Source organism: Streptosporangium sp. 'caverna', assembly GCF_003203775.1.
Taxonomy (GTDB): Bacteria; Actinomycetota; Actinomycetes; order Streptosporangiales; family Streptosporangiaceae; genus Streptosporangium; species Streptosporangium subroseum.
Map to the genome: position 1 here is coordinate 10,443,044 of NZ_CP029711.1, position 15,829 is coordinate 10,458,872.

At 68.9% G+C, this 15,829-nt stretch carries 16 protein-coding genes; all 16 read left to right on the top strand.

Annotated features, from left to right (window positions below; all coding sequences use genetic code 11):
• Positions 1 to 122 precede the first annotated feature (122 nt).
• The 16 genes from lxmK (at position 123) to DKM19_RS45205 (ending at position 15,819) form a co-directional block, all read left to right on the top strand.
• Positions 123 to 1,277, top strand: a complete 1,155-nt coding sequence (gene lxmK / locus DKM19_RS45135) for a class V lanthionine synthetase subunit LxmK (protein ID WP_204358520.1) — start codon at positions 123 to 125, stop codon at positions 1,275 to 1,277.
• Between the two features lie 77 nt (positions 1,278 to 1,354).
• Complete coding sequence (locus DKM19_RS45140; protein WP_162642251.1) at positions 1,355 to 2,272, top strand: T3SS effector HopA1 family protein; 918 nt, start codon at positions 1,355 to 1,357, stop codon at positions 2,270 to 2,272.
• A 72-nt stretch (positions 2,273 to 2,344) separates the two neighbouring features.
• Positions 2,345 to 2,554 (top strand): LxmA leader domain family RiPP, encoded by a 210-nt coding sequence (locus DKM19_RS45145; RefSeq protein WP_110704777.1) that lies wholly within the window; start codon positions 2,345 to 2,347, stop codon positions 2,552 to 2,554.
• A gap of 59 nt (positions 2,555 to 2,613) precedes the next feature.
• Positions 2,614 to 2,787, top strand: coding sequence for an LxmA leader domain family RiPP (locus tag DKM19_RS50310; protein WP_162642253.1), 174 nt, complete (start codon positions 2,614 to 2,616; stop codon positions 2,785 to 2,787).
• A gap of 128 nt (positions 2,788 to 2,915) precedes the next feature.
• Complete coding sequence (locus DKM19_RS45150) at positions 2,916 to 3,977, top strand: methyltransferase (protein WP_110704778.1); 1,062 nt, start codon at positions 2,916 to 2,918, stop codon at positions 3,975 to 3,977.
• Positions 3,970 to 4,860 (top strand): ABC transporter ATP-binding protein, encoded by an 891-nt coding sequence (locus DKM19_RS45155; RefSeq protein WP_110704779.1) that lies wholly within the window; start codon positions 3,970 to 3,972, stop codon positions 4,858 to 4,860. The genes DKM19_RS45150 and DKM19_RS45155 overlap by 8 nt, the downstream gene beginning before the upstream one ends.
• A complete protein-coding gene (locus DKM19_RS45160) occupies positions 4,857 to 6,107 on the top strand; it encodes an ABC transporter permease (RefSeq protein WP_110704780.1) in 1,251 nt (416 codons plus the stop codon). The genes DKM19_RS45155 and DKM19_RS45160 overlap by 4 nt, the downstream gene beginning before the upstream one ends.
• Positions 6,104 to 7,918 carry an ABC transporter ATP-binding protein gene (locus tag DKM19_RS45165; protein WP_110704781.1) on the top strand — a complete coding sequence of 605 codons (1,815 nt, stop codon included), beginning with the start codon at positions 6,104 to 6,106 and terminating at the stop codon, positions 7,916 to 7,918. Before DKM19_RS45160 ends, DKM19_RS45165 begins: the two co-directional genes overlap by 4 nt.
• Positions 7,915 to 8,877 carry an LLM class flavin-dependent oxidoreductase gene (locus DKM19_RS45170; RefSeq protein WP_239513939.1) on the top strand — a complete coding sequence of 321 codons (963 nt, stop codon included), beginning with the start codon at positions 7,915 to 7,917 and terminating at the stop codon, positions 8,875 to 8,877. The genes DKM19_RS45165 and DKM19_RS45170 overlap by 4 nt, the downstream gene beginning before the upstream one ends.
• The gene (locus DKM19_RS45175) at positions 8,874 to 9,527 is read left to right on the top strand and encodes a flavoprotein (protein ID WP_239513940.1); all 654 of its coding nucleotides are present in this window, start codon (positions 8,874 to 8,876) and stop codon (positions 9,525 to 9,527) included. The genes DKM19_RS45170 and DKM19_RS45175 overlap by 4 nt, the downstream gene beginning before the upstream one ends.
• Positions 9,524 to 10,477, top strand: a complete 954-nt coding sequence (locus tag DKM19_RS45180; protein WP_110704782.1) for a phosphotransferase — start codon at positions 9,524 to 9,526, stop codon at positions 10,475 to 10,477. The genes DKM19_RS45175 and DKM19_RS45180 overlap by 4 nt, the downstream gene beginning before the upstream one ends.
• An 18-nt stretch (positions 10,478 to 10,495) precedes the next feature.
• Positions 10,496 to 13,126: a pitrilysin family protein gene (locus tag DKM19_RS45185; RefSeq protein ID WP_110704783.1), complete on the top strand. Its 2,631-nt coding sequence runs from the start codon at positions 10,496 to 10,498 to the stop codon at positions 13,124 to 13,126.
• A gap of 270 nt (positions 13,127 to 13,396) precedes the next feature.
• Positions 13,397 to 14,209 (top strand): ABC transporter ATP-binding protein, encoded by an 813-nt coding sequence (locus DKM19_RS45190; RefSeq protein ID WP_239513941.1) that lies wholly within the window; start codon positions 13,397 to 13,399, stop codon positions 14,207 to 14,209.
• Entirely contained in the window at positions 14,206 to 15,042 is an 837-nt protein-coding gene (locus DKM19_RS45195) for an ABC transporter permease (protein WP_089210124.1), read from the top strand. Before DKM19_RS45190 ends, DKM19_RS45195 begins: the two co-directional genes overlap by 4 nt.
• 19 nt (positions 15,043 to 15,061) lie before the next feature.
• Positions 15,062 to 15,304 carry a helix-turn-helix transcriptional regulator gene (locus tag DKM19_RS45200; protein ID WP_110704785.1) on the top strand — a complete coding sequence of 81 codons (243 nt, stop codon included), beginning with the start codon at positions 15,062 to 15,064 and terminating at the stop codon, positions 15,302 to 15,304.
• Positions 15,301 to 15,819 (top strand): hypothetical protein, encoded by a 519-nt coding sequence (locus DKM19_RS45205; protein WP_110704786.1) that lies wholly within the window; start codon positions 15,301 to 15,303, stop codon positions 15,817 to 15,819. Before DKM19_RS45200 ends, DKM19_RS45205 begins: the two co-directional genes overlap by 4 nt.
• Positions 15,820 to 15,829 lie beyond the last annotated feature (10 nt).

The following is a 15,829-nucleotide window of genomic DNA, read 5'->3' on the forward strand; positions in this document are numbered from 1 at the left end:
ACCGATAATTAAATTTACCTCAAGAGATCCAAAGATTCGTTGATTGCCGTCTTGCCCGACTTGTACCTTCACGTCGAGCCGCTTTTCACGCGGTTCTCACAAAAATGTGAGGGAGGGCCATCATGGGCGGCACGGCCATGGACCATGTTTCTTCCCGAGATTCAAAGGAATCTGGCTCGGACGGAAAAAATCCTGGTTTCGCACCTATCAACCTCGACCTGGTTCCCGAAGTCGACCTGTTTCTGCGAAAGCTGGGAGCCGGTGACTTCCATCGCGAATCACTGACGGCTCCGGTCGGCAGAAACGACACCTGGGCAGGCCTCACCGACAGCGGCAGGAAAGTGTTCGTCAAACGGCTTGATGGGCCGTCGGACGACGTGCAAGCCAGAATGCGCCGCATGCTCTCCTTTGAAAACTTCGTCGGCCTGGTCAACAAACCGGCTCTCCGATCCCCGGCATTTCTGGGAATCGACATGGATGCCCGGCTCGTAGCCTTCGAATTCGTTGACGCCGGGATGAGCGGCGCCAAGCTGATGGTCGACGAGACCTTCGACGACGAGTTGGCCCGGGCGGCGGGTGAGGCGATCGGATCACTGCACGACGGTGTCCCCCCGGAAGGGGAGGAGCTTGACGAATCCGCCCCGACCCTGCCGGCACTCGTGCTGCAGCAGGGCCTGACACTCCGTGCGTTCAACAACTTCAGCTTCGCTGAGCTGGAGGTTTGGCGCCTCCTGCAGAACGACGCGGCGTTGATCGAGGCGATCGTGGAGCTCTGCCGCAGGGAGCGCGAGGCTCCGAGGGTTCCTTCCCACTGCGATCTCCGCGTCGACCAGTTCATCATCGTGCGCGACCTCGTCTACATCGCGGACTGGGAGGAGTTCCGGCTCGCGGACGCGGCTCGCGACATCGGGAGTTTCGCCGGAGAATGGCTCTACCGATCCGTTCTCGACATCGTGACCTCCCGTGGCGACTCGGTATTCATCGATATCGACCTGGACCATGATGCGGTGCTCCGGCGGGGCGCCGAGAAAATCGAACGCCTGCGACCGAGGGTGCAGAATTTCTGGCGCGCTTATCTGGGGAAGCGCAAGCAGGTGGACGCAGAACTCGCCGAGCGTGCGACGGCTTTCGCCGGTTGGCACATGCTGGACCGAATGATTGCAAGCAGTCCTCAACGGGCCAGAATATCCGGCATCGAAAGGGCTGCGGCCGGAATCGGGCGAAAGATACTTCTTGAGCCGCGTAAATTCGCCTCAACGATAGGGCTGGGGGAATAGAAATGAATGTTGGCACTGTTTCTCTGCCTGCCGCATTGATATCCGCGCTGGACGAGATCAAGATTTCCACAGATCAGTTGACGGCCACGGTATTCGACCGTGACCTCAACGCGGAAAACCCCCGCGAACTGCAGTCGCTTCTTGCCTCGACGCTTTATGAAGTGCTGCACGCCGGCATGCGGAGCGACGGGACCCAGGTCCCGAGAAGGCTCAGGGAAGCGGGATTCGAGCAGGAGCTGGCCGCCGCCGTACCCCACTCGACGACAACGGTCTCGGCGGTCGTCCGCTTCGTGCCGGAGCAGGTCACCGAGGTCACGCCGGACGTGCTCGTCCAGTGGGACGGCGTACGGGTCTGGATCCCGCGGGACGCGGTTCAGACGCCGGGACCGTGGGCGCCCGGTCAGCAGGTCACGCTGGCGGTGCCGCCGTCACGCCCCGCGCTGTCGCCTGGTTTTTTCCTGGCCGACGGCTCCGCGGGGGGAGCGGATTCGCGCGAGACGCTCCGGATGTACGTGCACCTGAGCGATCGGCGAAGTGCGGCGTCGGTGTGGGGGCGTGTCCTGACCCACCTGGAGGAGCACCGGACGCGCTATCGGGCGAAGGTGCTCTCCTCGTCGCTGATATATCCGCGGCGTGACGCCCTGGTCGTCTACCTGGGACCGGAGGCATGGCAGATCGTCCCCGGACTCGCCGAACTGGTCGGCGGGAGCCCCGGGGTCGGTGAGGAGGTCTCGGTCTTCTGCCGGCGAATCGGTCCCGGGGTCGCGATCGCGTGGGAGCCCGATGACGCCCGCCCGGCGATGCGGGGGCTCAGTTTCGGGCAGCACCGCGCCGGCGTGCTGGCACAGGCTCTTCTGGACAGTGCCAGGGAAGGCACCGCCCGGGAGACGGCGATTCTCGCAAGGTTCGCCGAGAGCAATATCGATCCGGCCGATCCGGCTCGCAATCAGACCTCGTCGGAGGCGCCGTCCCGAGAGGACATGGCGCTCTTCTGAAGCGATTGCAGGAAGTGAGTGCACGCCCTTCCTGTTTTGGCTTCAGCCACTCCGAAGAGAAGGAAGAGAACGATGACGAATGGCACCTCGATGATGGAGCTCGTCGCCGGTTACAACGCGTACGCCAGCGCCAATGAGCTCAGCATCGCGGCAAGCGTCGACGCCCCCGCCACCACCCCCGTGTGCGCCGCTTCCGTCGCGGTCAGCGTGGCCAGCTCGTGGTACTGCGCCAGCGCCGCTGCCAGCGCCGCCGGCGGAGCCACCTACCGCCTCGGCTGCTGATCGACCACCGAGCCCCCGCAAACCCCCGAACCTCGACTACTGAAAGGAGGTGAATTCACATGAAGGAGACGATGTTGATTGAGGAGATGGTCACCGGATACCGGTCGTATGCCGATATCTCGGACCTGAACGTCGCCGCGGCGGTTGACGCCCCTGCGACCACTCCGTTCTGCGGCGCTCTGGCGAGCTTCGCGTTCAGCTACATCACGACCGGCGGCCCGGGTGGCGGCTGATCGTCCACTTGAACACTGATCATGGCTCCGCAGCGCGAATCTGCGGAGCCATGGTCGGTGGAAAAGCCTACATGGCTCGATGAAATGTGGCGGTGCGCACCAGATATGAGGGACGAGAGGGCGCAACAATGACAAACGGATCAAGCGTCGAAATCTTGCTGGACATGGCGGACCTGCTGAGGCCGAACGCGATCCGTGTCGCTGCGGCCCTGAAACTCGCCGATCACATCGCCGAAGACTCCATGACAGCGGAACTGCTGGCGGAGCGTACGGGTGCGCATCCCATCATGCTCGGAAAGCTCCTGCGTTATCTCGTCGAGCTCGGCGTCTTCGGCGTGGACGACGCGGGGGTGTACACGGTCCTGGACCTGGGGCAGCCGCTCCGGCGGGACGCGCCGCAGAGCGTCGGCCAGTTCCTCAGCGCGGAGGGGTTGTTCGGCCGGGTCGAGCTCGGTCTCGTTGGCCTTCTGCACACCGTGCGGACCGGTGATCCGTGCTATTCCGCCGTCTTCGGCCGCGAGTACTGGGACGAGATCAACAATGATCCGGCCTTCGTCCAGGCGCTGGAGGCAGAGGGCCCGACCCAGATCGGCTGGGACGCGGAGCTGATCATCAAGGGCTACGACTGGAGCGGCGTAAGCCGCGTCATGGACGTGGGCGGGAACAACGGGACGCTCCTCATCGAGCTCCTCACCCAACACCCTCACCTGCACGGCACCGTACTGGACCTGCCGAACGTCGCGCGCATCGCGGAGCGGAGGATCGCGCAGGCCGGCTTGGCCGAGCGGGGCGGGTCCCTCTCGGGCAGCTTCTTCGACCCGCTTCCCACGGGCCACGACGTCTATCTGCTCTCGGGGATCCTCGCGGACTGGAACGACGAGCGGGCGGTCGACATCCTGCGCGCATGCGGAGCGGCGGCCGGGCCGGAGGGCAGGGTGCTCCTCGCCGAGATCAGCATGGAGATCCCCCCCTCCGCACCGGGCGCGGCCCGCACCGACCTGGTCGTGGCCGCCGCGGTGGCGACGCCGGTGCGCACCGTCGACCAGCTGCACGAGCTGGGCAGATCAGCCGGGCTCCAGGTCACCTGGGAAGGTCCGAACACTCCGGTCCGGTCCCTGATGGAGTTCTCCGGCCTCAACCCGGACGCCGGCACGGCCCTCGGGGCTCCGCGGGGAGCAGGACATGCTTGAGTTCGACGGACTCACCAAGGGCTTCTCCGGCAAGCAGGTGCTGCGCGGGTTGAGTTTCACGGTCAAGCCCGGCGAGCTCTTCGGCTTCTGCGGGGCGAACGGCTCCGGCAAGACCACCGCGATGCGGATCGCGCTGGGCGTACTGTCCCCGGACGCGGGCCGGGTTCTCTGGAACGACATGGAGATAGACGCCGGCATCCGCCGCCGCATCGGCTACATGCCCGAGGAGCGGGGCCTGTACGGCAAGATGCGCCCGCGCGACCAACTCGTCTACTTCGCGCAGCTCAGCGGGGTCCGCACGGAGGTCGCCAGGCGCCGCGCGGACGAGTGGATCGAACGGCTCGGCGTGGACATGGGGGCCAAGGACCCGCTGGAGCGGCTCTCGCTCGGCAACCAGCAGAGGATCCAGCTGATCGCGGCGCTGATCCACGACCCCGACGTGTTGATCCTGGATGAGCCTTTCTCCGGCCTGGACCCGGTGGCGACGGACGCGATGGCCGACGCGCTGACGGAGTTCAGCCGCCGCGGCACCCCGGTGATCTTCTCCAGCCACCAGCTGGACCTCGTCGAACGGCTCTGCGACAGGGTGGGGATCATCCGCGACGGCGCCCTGGTGGCCGAGGGGACCGTGGCCGAACTCCGGCGGAACACCGGTCGCCGTCAGCTGCAGATCGCCCTGACCGGCGCCCCGGAGAACTGGGCGCGCACGCTTCCCGGGGTCAAGATCGTCACCGAGAGGGAGGACATGGTCACCCTGGAAGTGGGACCGGAAACCGACGTCCGCGAGGTGCTCGCCGCCGCCCAGGCCCTCGGAGACCTCGAATACTTCGGCCGGCGCGAATCGACGCTCGCGGAGGTCTTCCGGGACACGGTGACGACATGACGGCGCAGATGACGGAGACGACGCAGTCGCGCCCGGAGATGGAGCACAACAGACCACCCACCGGATTCACCCTGATCCGGATGATCGCCCGTCGCGAGATCGTCACCCAGTTCCAGCGCAAGGAACTGTGGATCTCACTGACCCTGATGGTCGTGGTGTTCTCCGCCTCGCTCGGAGTCCAGACCCTCTTCTCCCCCGACGCCCGCCCCTCCAGGCTCGGCGTCGTCGGCACGCAGCCGGAGTTCACCGCGGCGCTGCGGGCACAGGCGGACGCGCGGGGATCGGTGATCGAGGCCGTGCCGTACGGCACCGCCGACGTCGCGCTGACCGCGGTCCGTGAGGGCGAGGTGGACGCGGCGCTGCTCAACGGACAGGACGTCGTCGTCCTCGAGAAGATCCCCGACTCCCTGGCGGCGCCCGTGCGGGAGGCGCACCGGGCGGTCGCCCTGGCCGATCGGCTGCGGAGCAGGGGGCTCGGCGAGCCGGAGGTCTCCGCGGTGCTCAACGTGGCACCGCCGACGGTGAGAGCGCTGGAACCGGACGCGGACCGTACCGCCCAGCGCACGACGACGGCCGCCATCGGGGTGATGGTGCTGTTCTTCCTGATGTTCATGTTCGGCCAGGGGATAGCCCAGGGCGTGCTTGAGGAGAAATCCAACCGCATCGTCGAGATCCTGCTGGCGAAGGTCAAGGCCTGGCACCTCCTGGCGGGCAAGGTCCTCGGGATCGGAGTGGTCGCGCTCACGCAGATCACCGCGATCGTGGCAGGCGGCCTGACCGTCGCGCTGCTCGTCGGCCTCGTCGACGCACCCGCGGACGCCATCGGCATGGGGGCGCTGGTCATCGCCTGGTTCATCCCCGGTTACTTCCTCTTCGCCACGCTCTGGGCCGTGGCCGGATCGCTGATCTCCCGGCAGGAGGACATCCAGCACGCGGCCGGCCCGGTGAGTTTCCTGCAGACCATAAGCCTCCTGGCCGCACTCGTGCCGTTCTCCGGGGTGAACGACACACTGACCCGGATCCTCTCACTCGTACCGGGGCTGTCGTCGTCGGTCATGCCGGTCCGGATGGCGACCGAGCAGGTGCCCTGGTGGGAGATCACCGTCGCGGTGGTTCTCACGCTGGTGGCGATCGTGGCGCTGCTCCGGGTCGGTGCCCGGATCTACAGCGGAGGGCTCCTCCAACACGGCGGGATCGTCAAGGCCCGAGCGGCCATGCGCGATGCCCGGGAAGGCGGGATGTCATGAAATCTGTCAGCGACGCGAATCCGGGCAGGGAGTTCCCACCCGGAGACCTGAAGATCATGCGGGAGCTGGTCTCCGGCAGGTACGGCCAGGTGCTGGCCATCGGGGTGCTCGCGCTCCTCTCCGCGGCGGCCACCCTCTCGCTGCCACTGGTGGTCGCGGCACTGGTCGGGACGGTCCAGGCGAACAAGGGCCTGACCTGGCCGGCGCTGACCATGGTCGGGGTCGGGCTGGGCGCGGCGCTGGCCGGCACGCTGGCGGCCTACCTGTTGTCGAGGCTGGGTGAGCGGCTGATCTGCCGGCTGCGGATCCAGACCATGCGCAAGTCGCTGGACCTGCGGCTGTCCGACGCGCGCCGGGAGGGCAACGGAAACCTGGCCACCCGGCTGACCTCGGATGCGATGCAGCTCAAGGGTGCGATCGACATCGGGCCGATCCAACTGCCGATGGCGCTCATCACCCTGGTGGGCACCCTGGTCATCATGGGGTTCCTCGACTGGGTGCTTCTTCTGATCACGATGGGCGGCTTCACGGTCGCCGTGGGAATCATCATCGCCGTGATCATGGGATTGCGGCGCAAGTACGGGGCGATGCAGGAGAACCTCGGAGAGCTGACCCAGCAGTTCATCACCGCCCTGGACGCATTGACGATCATCAAGGCCTATCGGGCCGAGGACCGGGTGACGCGAACCCTGGCGGACAGGGCGGAGCACCTGGCCAAGCTCGGCGTCCAGGTCGCCCGCATGGAGTCGCTGATGATCCCGGTGATCAACCTGGGGCAGCAGGTCGCGCTCCTGACCGTCCTCGTCGGCGGAGGCGCCCGGCTGCTCTCCGGCGAGCTGACCCTCGCCGAGTTCGTGGCGTTCCTGCTCTATCTCCTGCAGCTCACCGCGCCGCTGATCCTGGCGGCCTCGGGCGCCTCCAACATCCAGGCCGGACTGGTGGCCCGCCAGCGCTTCAGCCAGCTGTTCACGCTTCCGATCGAGAACGAGGATCTGGAGATGGGCACGGTCGCGGAGGCGGGCGGGGAGAGTGTTCACCCCGGCACCCCGGCCATCCAGTTCGAGCAGGTCACCTTCGCCTACGGCGACCAGCCGGTACTGCACGGAGTGGACTTCACGGTTCCCTCCTCCGGGCTGACCGCGATGGTCGGGCTCTCGGGCGCGGGCAAGTCCACCATCCTCGGGCTGGTCGAGCACTTCGTGACCCCCGAGTCCGGCCAGGTGCGCGTCTTCGGCCAGGACATGACCCGGATCCCGACGGACACGCTCCGCAGCCAGATCGCCTACGTCGACCAGTCCTTCACGCTGCTGCGCGACACCATTCGCGCCAACCTCTCCCTCGGTCACGGCGACCTGCTGCCGGACGAGGTGCTGCTGCCGGCGCTGGCCAAGGTCGGTCTGGAGGAGGAGATCCTGCGCCTGCCCGATGGGCTGGACACGGTGCTGGGCGGGGAGAACGACCTGTCCGGCGGCCAGCGCCAGCGCGTGGCGCTGGCCAGGGCGGCACTCACCGACGCCCGGCTCGTACTGCTGGACGAACCGTCCTCCCAGCTGGACAGCGTCAACGAGGGGAAACTGCGCGAGGTCGTGGACGAGCTCGCGCGGGACCGGGCGGTGCTGGTCGTCGCGCACCGCATCTCCACCGTCCAGCACGCCGACCAGGTGATCGTCCTGGACCGGGGGCGGGTCGTCGCCGAGGGGACCCACGCCGAACTGCTCGGCAACTCCCCCGAATACATCGAGCTGGTGAGCGGGCAGCTGCTGAGGGCTCCGGAGGCGATGCTCGCCGGAGCGAACGGGGCCGGCGCGTGACCACCTTCTCCGTCCTGCTGCCCTTCATGCCGACCCGGCCCGAGCACGTACTGCCGGTGGCGGCCCTGGTGCAGCACAGCGCGGCCACGAGACTCTGGCAGGGCCAGTCGCTGATCCTCGAACCGCACCAGACGTTCACCTACGCGGCGGCCTCCGGCTTCCGGGTGCCGGTCGGGACAGGCGTGACGCTGATGCCGTTCCGGCACCCCCTTGAGGCCGCGCTGCAGGCTCGGTCGCTGGCGGTGACGACGGGGCATCCGGTGGTGGCCGGCTTCGGACCGGGCGCGGCCGTGCTGCAGAAGAGCGTGCTCGGCGCCCCCTACGCCAGCCCGCTGACCGCGGTGCGCGAATATCTCACCATCGTCGGCGGGCTGCTCGCCGGGCAGGCCGTGGAACACCAGGGTGAGTATTTCTCCTGCCGCATCAACATGGGCTGGCAGCCCGGCCCCCCGGTGGAGCTCGGCCTCGGGGTGCTGCGGCCGGCGATGGCACGGCTGGCCGGAGAGCTCGCCGACGTCGCCATCACCTGGCTCACACCGGCGGGCTACCTGCGAGACGTGATCGTGCCCGCCCTCCGCGAGGGCGCTCGGGCGGCCGGGCGGCCGATGCCCCGGCTCGCGGCGATCGTGCCCGTGGCCCTGAGCGCGCCCGATCGCGACCCGGCCGAACTCGTGCTGGCGGCCAACTCCGGCCACCTTTCCATGCCTCATTACCAGGACATGCTCCGCAGGTCGGGGATCGAGGTCGATCCGGACAACCTCGCCGTGACGGCCAAGGGCGTGGTCGCGAGCAACGCCTTTGTCAGCGGAGACCCCGGCGAGTTGCGGGCGGCGCTGCAGGAGTACCGGACGGCCGGGGTGGACGAGATCGTGCTGAACATCACCGGGGTCTGCCAGCTGTACGGCCTGCCCGTGGCGCTGGCCGAGCTGGAAGCGATCCTGAGGGAGGTCGCGGCGTGAGCCCGCGGCCGTTCGAGTATCAGGGCGTCCCCGAGCTGGGGATCTCACGGATGCTACTGGTCGTCACCGGATCGGTCTCGGCGGCAGACCTGCCGTTCTGGGTGGAGTGGCTCCGCGCCTCCTACCCGGATCTCCAGATCCGGGTGGTGGTCACCCGCAGCGCCGAACGCTTCGTGACCAGGGTGGCGCTGGCCGGTCGTAGCGGGGGCGAGGTGTTCCTCGACGCGTGGCCCGACGACGAGAGCGTGGCCAGGCACGTCGAGTGGGAGCGGTGGGCGCAGGCGATCGTGGTCTATCCGGCGACGCTGAACTTCATCGCCCGGCTGGCCCTCGGCCTCGCCGACACGCCCGCGATGCTCGCCGCGCAGTGCGCCACCGTGCCCGTCGTCCTGGCGCCCGCGCTGCCGCCCGGCGGCCTGGACAGCGCCGCCTACCAGCTGCACTGGACGGCATTGCACGCCCGGCGCAACGTGGCCGTGGCGCCGCCACGACCCGGCGCGAGCGTGACGACCGGTCAGGAGGACGCCTGGGTGCCCGCGCTGATGCCCGACGTCCTCGAACTGGTGGAGCAGCGCCGCCTCGAACTCGCCACCGGGGCGGGCGCCGCACGGCCGGCGGTGGCGTCCCTCGCGGACCGGGTGCGGGCATGACGGCGCCCACCGCCCAGATGCGGACGGACATGACGGCGGCCGCCACCCAGATGCGGACGGACATGACGGCGGCCGTCACTCCGGTGGAGGTGGACCGTTTCGGCACCGGGCTGCTCCAGACGACGATCTCCGCCGTCGAGGGCGGCGGGTTCGTCTGGACCAGGTATCCGGGGCCGCTCGCCCCGGCGCCGTTCTCGCCGGCGAACCCGAAACTGGACGCCCGGCTCGCGGCGCTCGGCACCGCGGGCGGAGCCAGGCCGGTTCCCGGCCTGTCCCGGGGAGAGGCACGGATCTATCACGTCGCGGGCGAGCAGTCGGTCGCCGGTCACCTCCTCCGGGAGGGACTCCACCCGGATCTCGAACCCGCGCTGCGTGGCATGGGCCGCGCGCTCGCCGCGTTGCACGCGCTGACGCCCTCCGATGATCGACCACCGTCGACCTCGCGGGGGCTGGCCCGGATCGACGACTGGCTGAAGGGCCGCGCGCTCCAGGTGCGGGCCGCGCAGGCGGGAGCCGTCCTGCGTGAGCGGCTCGGACCGGCCCGCTGGAGCACGCTGCGTGCCTGGTCCGCCCGGGCCGTCGAGGACGGAGACGTGGTAGTGGCGCACGGCGCCCCCGGGCTGGGGTCGCTGGTGCTCGATCCGTCTTCGGGCGTCGCCGAGCTGCTCATCGGCGAGGACCTCTGCGCGACCCCGTGGTACGCCGATCTCGGCTGGGTGATCGGTGAGATCGTCGAGCTCACCTGGCAGCTGGGCGGCGAGCCCCGGCTCTGGCAGCGCCTCACCGACGCGCTGGTGGACGGGTACGGACGCGATCTCGGCGCTGAGTGGAACCACATGGCGGCCGTGCGCATCGCGCTGCACCTCCACGACTACACCGCCTACGTCGGGTGGAATCCCTCCGAAGTCGAGCGCTACGCGTCTTTTCTGAGCTTTCTCATTGATCTGTGACATGGAGGTACCGCGCCGATGACCGGTGATCGGTCGAGATCCGAGCTGCTCAGGATGACCCTGCCCAACGGTCTGCGAGTGCTCCTCGCACCGTGGTACGGAACGCCGCGTGTCGCGGTGACCGTGCACTACGGGGTGGGATTCCGGGTCGAGCCACCGGGCAGGGAAGGGTTCGCGCACCTCTTCGAGCACCTGATGTTCCGCGGCAGCGAAAGTCTGCCGGACGGCCGTTTCTACGACCACGTGCACCGGCTGGGCGGCACGGCCAACGGCAGCACCCACCAGGATTTCACGGACTACTACCAGGTCGTCCCGGCGTCGGCCCTGGAGCAGGCGCTCTTCAGCGAGGCCGACCGCATGCGGGCGCCGAGGTTCACCTCCGGCAGTCTCGCCGAGCAGCTGAGCGGGGTCGAGGAGGAGATCCGGCAGGCCACGGTCGGGCGGCCCTACGGGGGCTTTCCCTGGCCGCTCATGCCCGAGGTTCTCTACGACACCTTCGCCAACGCGCACGACGGCTACGGAGACGTGGAACTGCTCCGCCGGACGACGCCCGACGACTGCGCCGAGTTCTTCGACGCCTACTACGCTCCGGCGAACGCCGTGCTCACCCTGGTCGGCGATTTCGACCCGGAGCACGCGCGCGGCCTCATCGAGCACCACTTCGGGGACATCCGCGCGCGACCGCTCCCGCCTCCGCCCGACCTCCGTGAGCCGGAGCCGGCGGCCGACCGATGGGCGAGGTGCTCCGAGCCCGGGATCCCCGCCCCCGCCGTCGCGCTCGGCTACAGGCTGCCGAACCCGGAAGACGATCTTTCTGGTTACCTCGCCCACGTCGTGCTCGCCAGGCTCCTGGCCCAGCGGGGGCTGGCCGACCCCGGATGGCCGCGCCCCGACAGCAGCTGCGGCTTCTTCGGCCTGCTGGACGCGAGGGATCCGGACACGCTCGTCCTCGCGTCCCTCCTCGCGCCGGGTGTCACGCCGGAGCAACTGGTGGCGGCGGTGAACGAACGCTGGGACGAGTGGGCCGAGGGCGGGAAGATCGCAGACGCCGTGGACGAGGCCGTCCGCGTCCTGATCTCCGAACACCATCGGCAGCACAGCGACCTCCAGACCCGAGGCCGCGCCCTTGGCCGGCTGGAGGTGCTCTTCGGACGGGGCGAGCTCCTCGACGAGCTGCCGGGTCTCCTGGCGAAGGTGTCCCCCTCCCAGGTCGCGCGGGCGGCCCGATCCCTGCGATCCGCCCACAAGGCGGTTCTTGTCATCGAGCCCGCCGCGGACCGGATCCGGCCGCGACCGGCGACCGCCCCGCCGCACGAGCGTCCCGGACCCCCGGCGGTCCACCGCGACGCGGTACGGCTCGCCCGCACTCCGGCCGGGCCACGGCCGCTGCCCGCCCTTCTCCGGGCGCGGCGGGAACCGAGGCTCGAGGGTCTGTCCGACACCGTGCTGAACAGCGGCCTGCGCCTGGTCACCGTCCGCGACGCCCGCGCGCCCCTGGTCGAGATGCGGCTACGGGTGCCGCTCAGGACACAGGGCTGGGCCTGCCCCGATCACCTGGAGCTCCTCGTCCACCTGATCGGCGTCCGCACCGGGGCTGCCCGGCTGGCGCAGGCGATCGGCGGCGAGTTCCTGCTGTCCACCGACGGGCAGTGGTTGGACGTGACCGGCCACGCCCCGCGCGCGCGGCTGGACGACTGGCTGAACATCCTGGCCGGCGTGGTCGCCCCCACGGTCTTTCCCCAGCCCGTCGTGCCGCCCCCCGGGGCGTTGACCCGGCGTGGCCGTCTCCCCCACCGAACCGGTGACGACGCGCTGCGCCGTCACTGGCTGACCGGGGCCGCCGCCGACGGCCCCGTCGATCTCGCGGAGCTGCACCGTTCCATCATGAGCCCGCTCGGCGCGTCCCTTGTCGCGGTCGGCGACCTCGATCCGGTGAGCTTCACCGCAGGCGTCGAGAAGGCTCTCCTCGCCTGGTGGGCCGCTGACCTCTCCCCGCCTCCCCGGCTCGCGCTGCGCGGAACCGGGGATCTTCTCGCCCTGCGGCAGGGCGGGCTCACCGAGGTTCACGTGACCCTCTGCACGGTGCGACCGCCGGAGAGGGCCGGCGAACCGGCGCGCTACCTCGCCACCGCGATCTTCGGCAGTTACATGCGTTCGCGGCTGGTGACCCGGATCGCGAGGCGGGGTCCGGCGGCGTATGAGGCGTACGCGGGCAGGGAGACCTTCCTCGACACGCACCGGGCGTACGTACGGGCGAGAATCCCGAACGGGCTCGTCAAGGACGCGTTTGACGACATCCGCGACGAGGCGCGCAGACTGGCCGCCGATCCTCCCTCCGCCACCGAGGTGGACCTGGCGCGGGAGTTCTGCGCCGCGCAGCTGCTGTCGGTCTTCGACTCCCCGGCCGTCCTCGCCGACCTGCTCCGCCAGACGGTGTCCTCCGGCCTGGAACCCAGCTGGCTCGAACGGCTCCCCGGCCTGCTCCGCGAGGTGCCGGTGGCGGACGTGGCCGGGGCCGGAGCCGAGCTGTACGGCACACCGCACCTGGCCGGCGTGGTCCTGGGGGACATCGATCCCGGCCGGTTCGTGGCGGAGACCGGCCTCACCGTCACGGAGGTCCATCTCGATGACATGGCCGGCCACCGCTGACCCGGAGATCAGGCCCTGTCTCGTTGAGCCGTGTCCTTCCGGCTCTGCCGTCATGGTCGTCATGGCGCCCGTGGGCGACCCCCAAGGGTCTCGAATCCCGCGTCGCGGGTCCGTCTGCCCGTCGGCGAGGAACCCGTCGAGGAACACGGTTCTGCGCGACAGAGCGCCCAGCACAGATATACGGCTTTTCATATCTGACCCTTGATTAAATGTAGTAGGTCTACTACGTTCCTAGGCATGAGTACTGTGATCACAATCCGTGGACTGCGGATGAACTATGGCGCAGTCGAAGTGCTACGAGGAGTCGACCTCAACGTCGAGCGTGGAGAGATCTTCACGCTGCTCGGCCCCAACGGAGCGGGAAAGACCACCACGATCGAGATCCTGGAGGGTTTCAGGCGCCGGTCCTCCGGTGAGGTGAGCGTGCTCGGGATCGACCCCGAGCGGAGCACCGAGGCGTGGCGGTCAAAACTCGGCGTCGTCCTCCAGGCCTGGCGCGACCACAACAGATGGGGCACCCGCCAGCTCCTCGCTCACATGTCGGAGTTCTTCGACAACCCGCACGACCCCGATGAGCTGCTGGACGCGATCGGACTGACCGCGCAGGCCGGGCAGAGGGTGGGCCGCCTGTCCGGCGGGCAGCGCCGCCGGCTGGACGTCGCGCTGGGCATCATCGGCCGCCCCGAGCTGCTGTTCCTCGACGAGCCGACGACCGGGTTCGATCCGGAGGCGCGCCAGGAGTTCCACCGGCTCATCACGAAGCTGGCGACCGCCGAGGGCATGACCGTGCTCCTCACCACTCACGACCTGGCGGAGGCCGAGAAGCTGGCGCACCGGACGGCGATCCTGGTCGACGGGCAGGTGGCCGTCTGCGGGACTCCGAGCGAGCTCGCGGAGGCCGTGAACACCCAGTCCCACGTGCTGTGGCTGGAGGACGGCCGCGAGCAGGTCCTGACCACGCCCGATCCGTCACAGGTGGCGTGGGAGCTGCACCAGCGGTTCGACGGGCCGGTGCCGGGGCTGACGATCCGTCGGCCGTCGCTGGAGGAGAGCTACTTGAACCTGATCGGGAGGGCGTCGTGAACCTGAAAATCCTGCGCATCGGAGTACGTCGCGGCTGGGCCGAGCACACGCACCTGCTCAAGGACCGCAAAGAACTGATCACCAGCATGATCGGCACGGTCGGGGTCTTCGCCGGGCTGATCCTGTGGGTCGGCGACACCCCGGTGGAGGGCGCGAACGTGAACGCCGCCACGTTCATGACGGCCGGGTTCCTGGCCTTCACCGTCTTCGGCGCCGGTCTCATGACGTTTCCGATGGCCCTCACCACCGACCGCGAGGAGGGGACGCTGCTGCGGCTGCGCACCATCCCGGGCGGGATCCCCGCCTACCTCGTGGGCCGGGCGACCACCCTGATGTGCCAGATCGTCGTGCAGAGCGTGCTCATCCTGGCCACGGGCGTGATCGTGGGCGGGGTCACGCTGCCGCACGACTGGCTGACCCTGACGTGGGTGCTGCTGCTCGGCACCCTCGCGGTCGTTCCCCTGGGAGCGGCGATCGGCTCCCTGCTGCCCGGCCCGAAGACCGCCGCCGGCATCCTCATCTTCCCCTTGATGGGTCTGATGATCACGTCGGGGGTTATGCTGCCCATGACCTACATGCCCGAGATCGTCCACTCGATCGCCCAGGTGTTCCCGCTGTACTGGCAGGGACTCGGCCTGCGCTCGGCTTTCCTGCCCGATTCCACGCTCGCCGTGGAGATCGGGAAAAGCTGGAGGCTTCCGCAGGTCGCCGGCGTGCTGACGGCGTGGGCCGTCGTCGGGATGCTGATCGCTCCCTGGCTGATCCGGCGGGTCACCCGGCGGGAGTCGGGATCGCGACTCACCGAGCGACAACTGGCCGCGCAGAGTTCCTGAGAGCCGGGAGATCACTGCGATGTCCGCCGAAGAAGTGCACAACCGCATCTCGATGCTCAGGGTGGAGCGGGGAGTCTCCCGCAAGGATCTGGCCGGCGCGTTGGGCATCCACTACCAGACGGTCGGCTATCTCGAACGTGGTGAGTACAGTCCCAGCCTCTTTCTCGCCCTGCGTATCGCCGAGTACTTCGATGTGCCGATGGAAGTCGTCTTCTCCCTCAAGTCGTTCCCCCGGCTTGGAAGCGAGGCAGTGAAATCATGAACGAGCTGAACCGCAAGCAGGTCGAGGACGTCAGGCGCGTCTTGCGGCCCAAGTGGTACGGCACCCGCCAGGGCCGCCGGATCACGGCCGCCCTGGGCTCCGCCGCGCTGGCGATGATCTGGGCCGGCGCGGTCGTGTGCTGGTTCCTGGCGCCCAGTACCACGGCAAGATGGATCACCCTGGGCCTCACGGGCGTCGCTCTGGTGATCTACGCGGGGGTGTTCTCGGTGCTCATCGTGGCGTCCGAGGGTGTGGTCAGCCTGGCCGAGAAGAATCTGGACGAGCGCCAGCTGGCCGAACACCGGCACGTCTACGCCCTCGCCCATCGCGGCAGCAACTGGATGCTCGGGTCGGCCACCACGGTGGTGGCCGTGATGTCGGTCGGTCACTCCATCCTGCGGATCCCCACGGCCGCGGCCTTCATGTTCATGGTCGCGGCCTGGACGACCCACAAGATCATGCCTCACCTCATCGTCTGCTGGCGTCTCGAGGACGCGCTGCCGGACGACGAGTGACCTCGCGGCA

Bases quoted from the DNA above. Each gene is read 5' to 3' on its own strand.
- DKM19_RS45155 (WP_110704779.1), top strand. From the start codon at position 3,970: ATGCTTGAGTTCGACGGACTCACCAAGGGCTTCTCCGGCAAGCAGGTG.
- DKM19_RS45165 (WP_110704781.1), top strand. From the start codon at position 6,104: ATGAAATCTGTCAGCGACGCGAATCCGGGCAGGGAGTTCCCACCCGGA.
- lxmK (WP_204358520.1), top strand. From the start codon at position 123: ATGGGCGGCACGGCCATGGACCATGTTTCTTCCCGAGATTCAAAGGAA.
- DKM19_RS45150 (WP_110704778.1), top strand. From the start codon at position 2,916: ATGACAAACGGATCAAGCGTCGAAATCTTGCTGGACATGGCGGACCTG.
- DKM19_RS45145 (WP_110704777.1), top strand. From the start codon at position 2,345: ATGACGAATGGCACCTCGATGATGGAGCTCGTCGCCGGTTACAACGCG.
- DKM19_RS45180 (WP_110704782.1), top strand. From the start codon at position 9,524: ATGACGGCGCCCACCGCCCAGATGCGGACGGACATGACGGCGGCCGCC.
- DKM19_RS45200 (WP_110704785.1), top strand. From the start codon at position 15,062: ATGTCCGCCGAAGAAGTGCACAACCGCATCTCGATGCTCAGGGTGGAG.
- DKM19_RS45185 (WP_110704783.1), top strand. From the start codon at position 10,496: ATGACCGGTGATCGGTCGAGATCCGAGCTGCTCAGGATGACCCTGCCC.
- DKM19_RS50310 (WP_162642253.1), top strand. From the start codon at position 2,614: ATGAAGGAGACGATGTTGATTGAGGAGATGGTCACCGGATACCGGTCG.
- DKM19_RS45160 (WP_110704780.1), top strand. From the start codon at position 4,857: ATGACGGCGCAGATGACGGAGACGACGCAGTCGCGCCCGGAGATGGAG.
- DKM19_RS45205 (WP_110704786.1), top strand. From the start codon at position 15,301: ATGAACGAGCTGAACCGCAAGCAGGTCGAGGACGTCAGGCGCGTCTTG.
- DKM19_RS45190 (WP_239513941.1), top strand. From the start codon at position 13,397: ATGAACTATGGCGCAGTCGAAGTGCTACGAGGAGTCGACCTCAACGTC.